Origin of the sequence: Bradyrhizobium sp. TM239 (assembly GCF_036247985.1) — a bacterium.
Lineage (GTDB): Bacteria > Pseudomonadota > Alphaproteobacteria > Rhizobiales > Xanthobacteraceae > Bradyrhizobium > Bradyrhizobium ottawaense.
Genome location: NZ_BTIR01000002.1, coordinates 163,058 through 175,446 on the forward strand (window position 1 = coordinate 163,058; position 12,389 = coordinate 175,446).

The 12,389-nt window shown below is 64.8% G+C and carries 11 protein-coding genes and 1 tRNA gene; 6 read left to right on the forward strand and 6 right to left on the reverse strand.

What is annotated here, in order from left to right:
* The first annotated feature begins 8 nt into the window (after positions 1–8).
* Positions 9–1,043, forward strand: a complete 1,035-nt coding sequence (locus AABA84_RS05050; RefSeq protein ID WP_338311538.1) for a Gfo/Idh/MocA family protein — start codon at positions 9–11, stop codon at positions 1,041–1,043.
* On the opposite strand, the gene AABA84_RS05055 is transcribed toward AABA84_RS05050, so the two are convergent.
* Positions 1,033–2,703: a hypothetical protein gene (locus tag AABA84_RS05055; protein ID WP_445083400.1), complete on the reverse strand. Its 1,671-nt coding sequence runs from the start codon at positions 2,701–2,703 to the stop codon at positions 1,033–1,035. The genes AABA84_RS05050 and AABA84_RS05055 overlap by 11 nt on opposite strands.
* Before the next feature lie 156 nt (positions 2,704–2,859).
* Between AABA84_RS05055 and AABA84_RS05060 the strand changes: the two genes are divergently transcribed.
* The 3 genes from AABA84_RS05060 (at position 2,860) to AABA84_RS05070 (ending at position 4,787) form a co-directional block, all read left to right on the forward strand.
* On the forward strand, positions 2,860–3,366 hold the full coding sequence (locus tag AABA84_RS05060) for a hypothetical protein (protein WP_212249029.1): 507 nt from the start codon (positions 2,860–2,862) through the stop codon (positions 3,364–3,366).
* 9 nt (positions 3,367–3,375) lie between these two features.
* Positions 3,376–3,882 (forward strand): hypothetical protein, encoded by a 507-nt coding sequence (locus tag AABA84_RS05065; protein WP_338311540.1) that lies wholly within the window; start codon positions 3,376–3,378, stop codon positions 3,880–3,882.
* Positions 3,883–4,025: 143 nt separating this feature from the next.
* Positions 4,026–4,787, forward strand: coding sequence for a glycosyltransferase family 2 protein (locus AABA84_RS05070; protein WP_212249031.1), 762 nt, complete (start codon positions 4,026–4,028; stop codon positions 4,785–4,787).
* Between the two features lie 120 nt (positions 4,788–4,907).
* Here AABA84_RS05070 and AABA84_RS05075 read toward each other — a convergent pair.
* Positions 4,908–4,983: transfer RNA gene (locus AABA84_RS05075), tRNA-Trp, on the reverse strand.
* A gap of 95 nt (positions 4,984–5,078) precedes the next feature.
* Entirely contained in the window at positions 5,079–5,705 is a 627-nt protein-coding gene (locus AABA84_RS05080) for a hypothetical protein (protein WP_338311541.1), read from the reverse strand.
* A 210-nt stretch (positions 5,706–5,915) separates the two neighbouring features.
* Here AABA84_RS05080 and AABA84_RS05085 point away from each other — a divergent pair, with 210 nt between their 5' ends.
* Entirely contained in the window at positions 5,916–7,139 is a 1,224-nt protein-coding gene (locus tag AABA84_RS05085) for a serine hydrolase domain-containing protein (protein WP_338311542.1), read from the forward strand.
* A gap of 3 nt (positions 7,140–7,142) precedes the next feature.
* Here the strand turns inward: AABA84_RS05085 and AABA84_RS05090 are convergent, their stop codons facing one another.
* The 3 genes from AABA84_RS05090 to AABA84_RS05100 form a co-directional block, all read right to left on the reverse strand.
* Positions 7,143–9,107 (reverse strand): AI-2E family transporter, encoded by a 1,965-nt coding sequence (locus AABA84_RS05090; RefSeq protein ID WP_212249034.1) that lies wholly within the window; start codon positions 9,105–9,107, stop codon positions 7,143–7,145.
* 126 nt (positions 9,108–9,233) lie between these two features.
* Positions 9,234–10,001, reverse strand: coding sequence for an SDR family NAD(P)-dependent oxidoreductase (locus tag AABA84_RS05095; RefSeq protein WP_212249035.1), 768 nt, complete (start codon positions 9,999–10,001; stop codon positions 9,234–9,236).
* 81 nt (positions 10,002–10,082) lie between these two features.
* Positions 10,083–10,781, reverse strand: coding sequence for a histidine phosphatase family protein (locus tag AABA84_RS05100; RefSeq protein ID WP_212249036.1), 699 nt, complete (start codon positions 10,779–10,781; stop codon positions 10,083–10,085).
* A gap of 134 nt (positions 10,782–10,915) precedes the next feature.
* Here AABA84_RS05100 and AABA84_RS05105 point away from each other — a divergent pair, with 134 nt between their 5' ends.
* Positions 10,916–11,701 carry an SDR family NAD(P)-dependent oxidoreductase gene (locus AABA84_RS05105; protein WP_212249037.1) on the forward strand — a complete coding sequence of 262 codons (786 nt, stop codon included), beginning with the start codon at positions 10,916–10,918 and terminating at the stop codon, positions 11,699–11,701.
* The last annotated feature ends 688 nt before the right edge of the window (positions 11,702–12,389 follow it).

Genomic DNA, 12,389 nt, shown 5'->3' on the forward strand with positions numbered 1-12,389 from the left:
CATAGCCAGTGAAGCCAGGCATTGGCATCATCGGAACGGGCATGGTCGGTCAGATGTGCCACCTCGCCAATTTCGCTGCCAATTCCGCTTGCCGCGTCGTCGCAATCGCTGATCTCCGGCCGGACTTGGCTGCCGCGGCGGCGCAGAGGTTCGGCATCCCTCAGGTTTACGGCACGCACCGGGAGCTGCTTGCGGACGGCGCGGTGTCCGCCGTCGTCGTCGTGACCAAGCGTCGCGCCACCGGACCGATCGTCCTGGACGCGTTGAACAGCGGCCGGCACGTGCTGTCGGAAAAGCCGATGGCCTACACGACGGCTCAGGCCATTTCGCTGGTCGACGCCGCGCGGCGGCAAAACCTCGTCTACAGCATCGGCTACATGAAGCGTCACGATGCCGGCGTGGCGCGGGCGCTGCAGGTGCTGACGCGCCTGCGCGAAGACCAGTCGCTCGGACGCATCGTCCGGGCAAAAGGCTGGTGCTTCGGCGGCGACACCGGCCGGTCGCACGACAATTTCGTGATGACCGGCGAAGCGCGACCGGACGGGATCGAACTCTGGCAGGATGGTCCCGACTGGATGCCGCGCGCGATGCGTCCCGGCTACGATAATTTTCTGAACGTCTTCAGCCATATCATCAATCTGGCGCGCTACCTGCTCGGATCGTCGCCGACGGTGGCCGAAAGCGCGATCGAGGCTTCGGGTGCCGGGCGCATCGCGCTCGACTTCGACGGCATCGCCTGCACGCTGGATCTCGTGAACGGCTCCGAGGGCAGCTGGCGCGAGGGGCTGACGATCGATTTCGAGCGCGGCGCGGTGACCCTGGAATTGCCTCCGCCCTTTGCCGAGCAAGAGGCGCAGGTCATTGTCGATCACGATGGTCGAAGCACGCACCTGACGGGTGAAACGAGCTGGGCATTCCGGCGCCAGGCCGACGCCTTCGTGTCCGATATCGCCGCACGAGCCGCACCCTTGGCCTCCGGCGCAGATTCGATCACCGACATCGCGCTTGCGGAGACCGTCTGGAAACAGCGCTCTAGCGGCTAGGCGCGACATCCTTGCTTGCGCCCTCGAGCGGCAGAATGCCCGCGATGGGCCCAAGCTTGATCGTCACCTGCGCGAGTTGAGCCAGAAACTCTGCAACATCGCAGCGCGCCAGCAACCGGCACGCGTAATACTTCCGCACCAAGGTCTGGTTCGGTGCCGCTCCAGGGCCCGGCTGGAACGAGATCGTCGCCTGCGGCCCCGTCGGATCGAAATGATGGAATGCACTTCCCGGCGCCGTGCGCGCCTCGTCCATTCCCCGCAGGATGTCGGGCCGCTCGGCACGCAGTGCAAATCCGAAGAAGGGCTGATTGCCCCAGGCAAGGCGGAGCATGCCGGTGACCTCGGCGAGGCCGAACGGCACGTGCCGTGACGGGTAGTCGAAAAAGCCGTCATCGAGCGCATAAACCGTCGCCGCTGGCTGAGCCCGGCCGGCAAGGTTGCGCGTCAGGGCCTCCTGCTTCAGCGTCCTCGCCTGCATGAAGACGTAGTCGCTCCACAGCATGCCGATCGACATGATCAGGCCCGATCCGAACATGACCGCAAAGGCGACACTGGGACTGCTCCAACGTTGGGCCAGCCGCTTGAATGCGAGAAACGCCAGCGCCGACGGCACGCCGAACATCAGCAGATGACGGCTCTCGTAGAAATGCGTGGAGGACGGCCGCAGGCCGGCGATCAGATAGGGCGACGACAATGCGAGGAACAAGACCATGGCGAGCACGAGCGGCAAGGCGATCGCGGTTCCGGACGCGGCCGGCTTCGTGCCCGAACGCAGCAGCAGCACGACGATGCCGACGAGCACCGCGGCCAAAATGAACAGCGCCGGGACCGCGATCGCTGCGCGCAACGCGTGGCCCAGGACGTCCCTGTAGCCGGTGATGAAGAATGCCAACCATCCCTTCGCCAACTCGCCGAGCGTCGGGAAATGGGCATCATAGTGCTGCGCATATACGCCGATCCGCTTGAACCAGATATTGAGCGTGCCCCAGTAGATCAGAGGAAGCAGCATCAATTCCGGATAGAACAGGGCACAGCGCCACGCTGCGAGCCATGTGCGGCGAACCACGCCGTCCGCCGCCTTCCCGCCCCGCCAAATCGCAACGAAGAGACCCAGCATCACGAAGGCATAGAGCACGATCGTCGAGTTGAGCGCGAAGCTCAGCAGGAACACGAGCGCACAGGCCACGCGAAGCAGCACGCGCCGCAGGCCGCGTGCGCTGAAGGCCAGCGTCAACAGCCATGCGCCGGTGAACAGCAATCCGAAGCTGAAGACGTAGACCGCGTTCGCCTTGCCCGCCCACAGCTGATAGCCGGGATATGTCCAGACGATCAGCGCGAAACCGACCGCCTCGGCGCGGTCGAGCAGGCCGAGACGCGTTGCGGTGAGCGCGAGCGATGTTGCGCCAAAGACAATCCCGGCGAACGCCAGCGAGACCATCACGACGACAGGGGCGCCCGTCCAGTTCGCGAACGTGTCGTAACTGTAGAAGATCGGATGACCGGCGCCGTTCAGCAGGAAATCGATGTCGATGAAATAGTCCGGACGCGGCTTCAGCACCAGCCAGTCGTCCATGAAGAGACCGTCGTTGAGGAACATCGGCGCATGCGCAGCCAACAACACGACGAGGAGGACGACTATCGCACGCAGCAATGGGGACATCTCGGACGGAGGAACGGCAGCGCCGGCAAGGATTCGCACGCCCACGTGACGTCCGCAAGAGCGGCCATGGCGGGCTCCCTTGACCGGAAAAATGCGACCTCCTATAGACTTTCGCTCTGGCTGGGGCCTGAGAGGCGTCCGGGGCGATTTTCCGCAATGAACATGCTACCGGGCCCGGCGCAAGCCGCTGCGATTGGTCTCAGTGTCGCGCTGCCGCTGCTGTTGCTGTGCTATGCGCGCATCGCCGCCACCGGCGGATCCGGCCGCCGCTTCCGGCTCGGCTGCGTCAGCATCTTGGCCCTCTACGTGATCGCCTGCATCGCGCTTCCCGGTCAACGCCATCTCGACGACGTGCTTGGCGGTCTGTTCCTGCTCGCGACCGCGATGATGTTTTTCTACATCCTGTTCAGCCTGCTCGCCTGGGGCTTTACACTGACGCTGCTCACGGCACTCGTTAAGGCCGGGCGTCCCCTCACCTGGGAGCAATGGGCTGTAGCCTACATGCAGGGCGGAGATCTCGGCACCTTCACGCATAACCGCCTGAAACTCCTGGTCGGCGCGGGGATGTTGACCATTGCAGACGGCAGGCTGGCTCCGACGGCCAAGGGCGTGGCGGTCGCGCGTCTCGTCAAACTCGTTCGTCTGTCAACGGGCCTTGGGTAAGAGGCCGCGATGTCCTTCGTTGTCGGATTCCTCGCCGCCGTCACCTTCGCCCTGCTGTCGCCTGCCTTGCAGCTCATGGCCCGCGCTCGCGGATGGCCGGTTGGAGCCGTGACCCTGCTCGCGATCGCCGCGATCCTCACCCATGGTCTCGGCGTGATGCTCGGAATCCTCGTCGTCCCGGAATTCCAGTATTGGGACGCCGTGTCGATTTTCGGTTTTTGCGTCATGGGTTACGTCTTCGCTTTTGGCGCAGTGTACAAATCGGTGTCCCTGGACATTCTGCTCGGCGTCGTCGACCGGCCCGAGCGGAGGGCTCCGCTTTCGGAGATCGTCGAACGGCAGGTTCCAGATCTGTTCCAGGGACGAATTAGGAACCTGGTCGACGGCGGCCTGGTCGAACCGGTGGATTCCGGCTTCGCGGCGACGGCGGCGGGCCGGAATATGGCAGGCCGCGTCGGGCAGCTGCGCCGCGCCTTCGGTATTGGCGATACCAGTCTCTATGATTTTTCCGAATAGTTGCCGGGAACACACACATCGCCGGTTTCATGACGGTTGTGCAGGGCATATCTGCGGGCTCCTTATTGTTCGCCTGGCCCAGATGACCTAGAGTTGCACCGGGGTTCCACCAGTAAAGAGTGGCCGGCAACGGGCGGCATAAGATGACACCTTCCAGGGCGGCAAAACGGCTTACGATCGTCATCCCTGCACTGAACGAGCAGGACAAGATCGCCGACACCATTGACGGCGTGCTGCCGCTCGCCCGCGAGCTGCTCGACGATTTCGAGATCTTCCTGATCGACGACGGCAGCACCGACGCCACCGGCGCGATCATGGACGAGTTCGCGGCCGGCGAGCCGCGCATCGTCGTGCAACATAACGCCGAGCCGCGAGGTGTCGGTGCCGGCTTCGAATACGCGCTGTCGCGCGCGAAATTCGATGCCATCACGCTCATTCCCGGCGACCACGCCTTCCAGAACGAGGGTATTGCCCGGATGTTCAAGGCGGCGGGCGCCGCCGACCTCGTCATCACCTATCGCGACAACCAGTCGGACCGCTCGGTCAACCGCTCGCTGCAGTCGCATTCGCTGCGGTTCATCCTGAACTGCCTGTTCGGCTTCTGGCTGTCCGACTATCACAGCATGATCGTCTACCCCGTGAAATGGCTGCGCCAGATCGCGGTCAAGGCCGACGGCTACGGCTATCAGATCTGCGCGTTGATCTCCCTGCTCCAGCTCGGCCTCACCTATGTGCAGGTGCCCGTGAGCCTGAACGCGGAGCTGAAGGGCTCCTCCCGTGCGCTGCGGCTGCGCACCTATCTCGAGCTCGGCGGCACCATCGTCTCGCTGCTGCGCCGCGTTCCCATCCGGCACGTCGACCTCAGCCAGGTTCCTACCGACGCGGAACGGGCCCCGGCGCGCTAGACGACGCCTCGCCGGGCTTGGGCTTGGGAAATCGAGCGGATGGGCAGGCGCGCGGCGATTCGCCCGCGGGACGCCCTCGTCCCTATCCTGCCAGCACCTGACTTAAGTGATTGATTTGACTGGCAGGAGTGGCAGGGCTCGAACCTGCGACCCCCGGTTTTGGAGACCGGTGCTCTACCAATTGAGCTACACTCCTACGGACCCTGCGTCGCCCCAGGATCAGGGCCGCTTTCAAGCACAGAGAGCGGCCGGATTGCAAGAGCGAAGCGAGTGCCATGCGCGTACTTCGCGCTAGGCCCCCCCATCTTTCAGCAGCCAGTTGCGGTAGATCTCCCCGTAGCGCACGCTCACCTTGTCCACCGGGGTTTGCGTCGCGTTGTTGTCGATAGCTGCCTGCACCGCCGCCCCAACGATCCCCTGCCCGGTATAGAGCGCTGCGTTCAGCTCGGGATAGGCGACGATCAGCGCACCGGTTCGGGCATCGACGAGATTGGCGTCCGCGATCATGCCGCGATGGCCGCCGATCACGACGCGCTGAATGGCCGACGGGAACAGCAAGCTCTTCACCCGGATGTCGAGCCGCACCGGCCGCGTGCCCGCCAGCCGAGCGACCAAGACCTGCTCGACGCCGGCCTTGATCCGCGGCGCCAGCAGGCCCTGAACGAAAGCCTTGACCTCCGGAGCGTCGGCCATTGTTGCCGCCTGTTCCAGGCTGACCGCCTTCGAGTCCGCATAGGCGCGGAGACCGTCCTCCCACTGTATGCGTGCGTCCGGTGCAAAACTGACCGCAACGCCGGTCAGCTTCATGCCGGCTATGTCACTCTGCGACAGCGAATTATTGGCGGCGGTTACGCAGCCCGCAAGCGCAAGCATTCCGCCCAGCGCGACAATCCGCGCCAGTCCCAGCAGCAATCTCAACAACGCCCCCTGTCCCCGTAACTCAATCTCAGCCCGACCCAAAAATAGGGTGTTCCGCCCGCTGCTGTCTACCCCGAATTGTATTGCCGTGCATAAGACCCGATGCCGAGCGTCCGCTGCAGATGTCACCGCGCCGAATGCATCTGTTCTTCACGGGGCTTCTGAGCCACACTTTTCCGGTTGACCAAAAACAAGAGTCCGGGAGCCTCCATGAACGCCCAAGCCGCCACGAAAGCCGCCTCGACGCCGCTGACCCCGCCCTTGCCTGAGGCCCGCCCGGAGACGCTCGGGCTGTCGCGTCCGCGCCTCCAGGCCATGTCGGACGCCTTCAAGCGCGAGATCGACAAGGGAACCGTTCCCGGGGTCACCGTGCTGGTGGCGAGGCGCGGCCAGGTCGGCTGGTTCGAGGCGCTCGGCAGGCAGAGCCCGGCGGACGCCGCGCCGATGGCGCGGGATTCGATCTTCCGGATCTTCTCGATGACCAAGCCGATCGTCTCGGTCGCCATCATGGCGCTGGTCGAGGACGGCCACCTCCTGCTCAGCGACGCCGTCGCGAAATTCATCCCGGAATTTGCCAGCCAGCAGGTCGGCATCGTCAAGGACGGCAAGCTCGAGCTGGTGCCGCCGACGCGGCCGATGACCGTGCAGGACCTGCTGCGCCACACCTCGGGCCTGACCTACGAGCACCAGGGCGACGGCCCCGTGCACAAGCTCTACCAGGAGTCCCGCGTCCGCAGCCGCAAGATCACCAATGCCGAGCACGCGAGCCTGGTGGCGAGCTTCCCGCTGGTCTGCCAGCCCGGCGCGGAATTCAACTACAGCCGCTCCACCGACATCCTCGGCCGCATCATCGAGGTCGTCAGCGGCAAGTCGCTCGGCACGTTCCTCACCGAGCGCGTGCTCGCGCCGCTGCAGATGGCCGAGACCGGCTTCTCGACGTCCGAGGCCAATGCAAGCAGGCTTGCCGAACCGTTCGCCGCCGATCCCTGGACCGGCGACAAGGTCGCGCTGTTCAACATGCACGAAGCACCGGTGATGGAGTCCGGCGGCGGCGGCCTGGTCTCGACCACGATGGACTATGCGCGCTTCTGCCTGATGCTGCGCAACGGCGGCACGCTCGACGGCAACAGGATCATCGGCCGCAAGACGTTGGAGCTGATGGCGTCCGATCACCTCGGGCCGCAGGTTCAGACCAACGGCACGCTGCTCTCGCCCGGCCATGGTTTCGGTCTCGGCTTCGCCGTGCGCCGCGAGGCCGGCATCGCACCCTTCCCCGGCAGCGTCGGCAACTATTTCTGGAGCGGTATCGCCGGCACGTTCTTCTGGATCGATCCGAAGGAGGATCTGTTCGCGGTGTTCATGAGCCAGGGCCCGGGCCAGCGCGACTACACGCGGACCCTGGTACGGGATCTGGTTTACGCGGCGGTGGAGTAGCATTCAGGCGCGCGCCAACAGGGCAGGCTCCGCAACAGACGCGGAGTCCGCTTGGCCTTGCGCCATGGAGACGACAATCTGCGCCGCTTCGCGCAACGAAGTGGCGAACAGATCGGCCTTGGCGGACTGCCCCAGTTCGTCGATGTTTGCGACACCCTCCGCCCAGCATCCAACCATGATGGATGCCTGCGGCAGCTTGCGGCGAAGCCGTCGCACCGCATAGCGCAGATGGGCGGGGCTGGTGATGCCGACATAGCTCAAGCAGACCAGCTTCACGCCTGTCGTATCGAGGCGGAAGATGTTGGCGGTCGACAGCGCGTCCGGCCCTTCGACACGGCTGCCCACCCCGTGCGCGCGGCACAATTGTGCCAGCATGATCGCGGCGGTCTCGTCCAGCACGGTTCGGCCTCCGATGCAGAGCACAGCGCTTTCGCCGCGGAACTGCTCTGCAAGAGCCGTCTTATCGAGGATGGGAATATCGGGCTGGTCTTTGGCAGGCGCGACACCTTCGACGGCATCGGCCGCTTCGGCATCCTCGGTCCGCTCAATTCCGACCGGGCGAACGTCGTCGAGGTCCGAGAGATCGTCGACGAACTCAACCACGGTATCGCGGATGCGCGCGAGCCGGACCTGATCGAGCGCCGCGCGGTCGAAATCGGACTGGGCGAGCTGCATGCCCTTGAGCGCGACCTCGTCGTAATAGGCGGCGAGCGACCTCTCCTTGAGGAATTCCTCGGCCTTCTCGGCAGCTTCCGTGGGATCGCCGGCCAGCATGCGCTGATAAAAGATCTCCGGGGGCGACAGCGCCGGGCGATCGCCGAACATGACGTCCAGGAAGGACAGCCTTTCGACGTGGCGCCCCAGCACGACCAGGCAGACGGTGAGAGGCGTGGCAAGGATGAGCCCGATCGGTCCCCACAGCGCCGTCCAGAAGGTCGCGGAGACGACGACGGCGACGGGCGAGAGGCCCGTGGTGCGACCGTACAACAGCGGTTCGACGACCTGCCCGACCAGCGGTTCAATGACGAAGAAAAGCGCCGCGGTCCAGGCCAGCATCCACCAGCCCGGGTCGACCGCCACCGCGAGCGCGAGCGGAAACGCCGCCGCTATTATCGAGCCGATATAGGGGACGAACCGCAGCACGGCAGCGAGGATGCCCCATAGCGCCGCGCTGGGAATCCCGATCAGCCACAGGCCGGTGCCGATCAGCACGCCGAAGCCCGTGTTGAGCATGAGTTGATTGAGGAAAAGCCGGCTCAAGCGAGCCGCGGCGTCGTCGAGCGCCGCAGTCGTGCGTTGCAGATCGTGGGAGCCCGCCAGCCGGATCAGGCGATTTCGCAGATCCTCGCGCTGAATCAGGATGAAGATCACGAAGATGACGATGATCCCTGTCGTTGCCAGGGGCGATACCAGGGGGGCGATCAGGGAGCGCAGGCTCTCCAGTGCGCCGGGATCAGGCTGCAAGACCTCGACCGGGACCGGCTTGACGCCGGGGTGGGCCGGAGTGCCCGAGGTCAGCGGATTGGCGGGCGCAGCCGATTTGGGCTTGTCGAGCTCCTTGCCGAGGTCCTGAAGCATCTCGGCGGCCCGCTCGAGCGTGGAGCTGCCCCCCGCCACGCCGCGCACCGACTGGATCTTGGACAGGATCGTGGCCTGGTACTTCGGCAGATCGCCCGCCAGGCCGTTGAGCTGGGTCGCGATCACACTGCCCAAGGCGAAAATGATCGCGAAAGCGAAGAGCACGACACCGACCACCGCCAGCGCACGCGGCACATGAAGGCGCTGCATCAGCGTGACGGGACCTGCGAGCACGAAGCTCAGCAGGATCGCAAGTGCGACGGGGACGAAAATCTCCCGCCCGAGATAAAGGGCCGCGATGATGATGATGCTCAGGACCGCCGCGCCCACCGTAAACACCATTGCGGAGACGTCGTCGGGAGATTGCGGCTTGATCACCGTGGGGATCATTTGTCTCGCTTTTCGCCCTCGCCAGCCATACGGGCCGGCGATGGATGCGCGGGCTAACGAGCCGGAAAGTGGTTGGTTCCTCGCCGCAGCGGCTCTGCCAACCACATCCTCGCACCTGCGTGCGCGTCAGCTGATCGTCGCGCCGCCGTCGATCACCATGGTCTGGCCGGTCATGAAGTCGCCGGCCTTCGAACCCAGGAATACGGCCGCGCCGGCGATTTCGTCGGGGATGCCGATGCGCAGCAGCGGCGAGCGCGCGGTCGAGGCTTTCAGGTTCTCCGGATTGTCCCACAGCGCCTTGGCGAAATCGGTCTTGATCAGGCCGGGCGCGATGCAGTTCACGCGGATGTTGTCCTTGCCGTATTCGCAGGCGAGGTTGCGCGCGAGCTGCATGTCGGCAGCCTTGGAGATCGCATAGGCGCCGAGGATGGTCGAGCCCTTGAGGCCGCCGATCGAGGAGACGATGATGATGGAGCCGTCCTTGCGCTCGATCATCTGCGGCACCACCATCGAGATCAGCCAATTGTTGGCGACGATGTTGTTGTCGAGAATCTTCCTGAACTGATCGTCGGAGATGCCGGCGAGCGGGCCGTAATACGGGTTCGAGGCGGCGTTGCAGACCAGCACGTCGATCTTGTCGAAGGCGCGGTTGCTCTCGTCGACGAGGTTTTGCAGATTCTCCTTCGATGAGATGTTGGCGGCGACAGCAACCGCGGTGCCCTTGCCGTACCTGTCGTTGATGCCCTTGGCCACCTGCTCGCAGACGTCGGCCTTGCGCGAGGAGATCACGACCTTGGCGCCGTGCTCAGCCATGCGCTCGGCGATCGCGAGCCCGATGCCACGCGTCGAGCCGGTGACGACGGCGACTTTTCCCTTCATGTCGAACAAGGTCATGCTTCTCTCCCAGATTGATCTTGGTATTCACGTCGAGATTCCGGGCCTGGTCCTACGGACCATCCCGGAATGACGCCTTGCTCAGGCGAGCTTCTTCACTTCCGGTCCCGCCGGCTGATGCATCGCCGCGTGCGCAGCATCCGCGATCCACGGCTGCTGGTTCACCATCGGCAGCCGCCAGACCTTGCGCTCGGGAGTTGCGAAATAATCCAGTCGCGTCACCGAGCAATTGTCGATGTCGAACGACAATCCCCGCTCCGGCTGGCCGTCGAGCGCGAGCCCCAGCGCCGCCTTGATGGTGCCGCCATGGGCGACCGCGATGATGTCCTGGCCGGCCGCCTCGGCGTTGATCCGCTCGATGGTGCGGCGCGTACGGTTGTAGAGATCCATGAAGCTCTCGCCGCCGGGCGCGGGCTCGTTGATGTCGGCAAACCAGCTCGTGCCCACGGGGCGGCTGGCGATGAACTGGGCGCGGTTCATGCCCTGCCAGCGGCCGAGATTTTGCTCGGCGAGGTCCGCTTCCCATGTCATCGATTCAGGCCTTGGGAAGCCGGCCGCCCAGATCGCTTCCGCGGTCTGGTGCGTGCGCATCAGATTGCTCGAATACCAGACCGCCGTGCGTGGCAGCACCTTGGCAACAGCGTTGAACACGTAGGTATCGCTGGTGTCGCAGGCGATGTCGCTTTGTCCGTAGATGTTGCCGCCGTCGTTGCGCACCGGCGCGTGACGGACCCACCACCACCGTGTCATGACCACATTGGGCTTGTCTGCGCCTGCCATCGAAACCCTTCCATCCCGTTTGATGTCGCTGTACGTCAGGTGTGAACGTGTCTCAAGACACTTTACCGTTTGAAATCTTGTTTGAAATTCCGTCGCGCGGCAAGCGTCGCGCGAGGCACCACAGGGAGAAACGCATGGGCCGCCTGCAAGGCAAATCCGTCATCATCACCGGCGCCGGCAGCGGCATCGGTCGCGCCGCCGCGCTGCTGTTCACCCGGGAAGGCGCCAAGCTGATCGCGGTCGATCGCACCGAGGCGGTGAAGGAGACCGTCGAGGAGGTGAAGAAGGCCGGCGGCATCGCGGAAGCCATGATCGCCGACGCGGGCTCCGAGACCGACGTCATCGCCGTGATCGACAAGGCGGTGAAGACCCACGGCCGGCTCGACGTGATCTGGGCCAATGCCGGCGTCAGCGGCGGGCTCGTCCCGCTCGGCGAGCAAACCGTGGAGCATTGGCAGGAGGTGCTGCGCGTCAATCTGATCGGGCCGTTCCTCGCGGTGAAGCATGCGATGCCGCACATGGTGAAGCAGCAGTCCGGCGCGATCGTGCTGACCGCGTCCGTCGCAGGCCTCAAGGCCGGTGCCAGCGGGCATCCCTATGCCGCGAGCAAGGCCGGCGTGATCAGCCTGGTGCAGACCACGGCGTATTCGCTCACCGGCACCGGCGTGCGCATCAACGCGGTGTGCCCGGGCCTGATCGAGACCGGCATGACAAAACCGATCTTCGACCGCGCCAAGGAGCGCGGCACCCAGGACAAGATCGGCCAGCTCAATCCGCTCAAGCGCCCCGGCCAGCCGCACGAGCTCGCGGCGATGGGGTTGTTCCTGGCCAGCGACGAGGCGTCGTATGTGAACGGCCAGGCGTTCCCGGTCGACGGCGGCCTGACCGCGTCGATGCCGTATACGGGCAAGCCGGTTTAACAAGGCGGTCTCGTGTCCCGGACGCGCTGCAGCGTTCTTACGCTGCTGCGCAGAGCCGGGACCCAGGAAGCCACAGCATTTGCTGATGCATGGGCCCCGGCTCTGCAGCGCACCACTTCGTGCTGCGCTGCGTCCGGGGCACGAGACCTCGTGCGAAAGTCAAACCAGCCAGAATCTCTCCGTACCGTATCCGTCCCGTCATCCTGAGGCGCGAGGCGTGCGATGCGAATGCATCGCATGCGGAGCCTCGAAGGATGAACGGCCGAGATATAGCCGGGCTGTCGCCCTTCGAGGCTCTCCACGCGACGCGTTGCATCGCGTGGTCCGCACCTCAGGGTGACGGTCTTGGATAGAGTTCGTAGGATGGGTAGAGCGCAGCGAAACCCATCAACGCTTCCCCCGTGTTGAAACATGATGGGTTTCGCGAGTGCTCTACCCATCCTACGCCTCCCAGACGCACCTTCGCATCCTCGCGGCGCATTTCGCCCGAGCTTTGCTTCGTCGATTCACCCTCAATTGAAAGAGGGCGCAGGGAAGACCGGGCGCCGGCTGGCACCCGAGGTCCACTGTGCGAATCCTGCGTAACAAGAAGCTGCACAGCGGCATACAGGTGTAGCCAGGACATCCCGGCCTTCCCTGCGCAGTGGGCTTACGGCTTATGTCGTGATCTCCCCGGGGAGCGTTGCAC

What these genes read in the sequence shown, in the direction of transcription:
- AABA84_RS05055 (WP_445083400.1), bottom strand. Translation starts at nt 2,703, where the DNA reads ATGTCCCCATTGCTGCGTGCGATAGTCGTCCTCCTCGTCGTGTTGTTG.
- AABA84_RS05065 (WP_338311540.1), top strand. Translation starts at nt 3,376, where the DNA reads ATGTCCTTCGTTGTCGGATTCCTCGCCGCCGTCACCTTCGCCCTGCTG.
- AABA84_RS05085 (WP_338311542.1), top strand. Translation starts at nt 5,916, where the DNA reads ATGAACGCCCAAGCCGCCACGAAAGCCGCCTCGACGCCGCTGACCCCG.
- AABA84_RS05090 (WP_212249034.1), bottom strand. Translation starts at nt 9,107, where the DNA reads ATGATCCCCACGGTGATCAAGCCGCAATCTCCCGACGACGTCTCCGCA.
- AABA84_RS05095 (WP_212249035.1), bottom strand. Translation starts at nt 10,001, where the DNA reads ATGACCTTGTTCGACATGAAGGGAAAAGTCGCCGTCGTCACCGGCTCG.
- AABA84_RS05105 (WP_212249037.1), top strand. Translation starts at nt 10,916, where the DNA reads ATGGGCCGCCTGCAAGGCAAATCCGTCATCATCACCGGCGCCGGCAGC.
- AABA84_RS05060 (WP_212249029.1), top strand. Translation starts at nt 2,860, where the DNA reads ATGAACATGCTACCGGGCCCGGCGCAAGCCGCTGCGATTGGTCTCAGT.
- AABA84_RS05100 (WP_212249036.1), bottom strand. Translation starts at nt 10,781, where the DNA reads ATGGCAGGCGCAGACAAGCCCAATGTGGTCATGACACGGTGGTGGTGG.
- AABA84_RS05070 (WP_212249031.1), top strand. Translation starts at nt 4,026, where the DNA reads ATGACACCTTCCAGGGCGGCAAAACGGCTTACGATCGTCATCCCTGCA.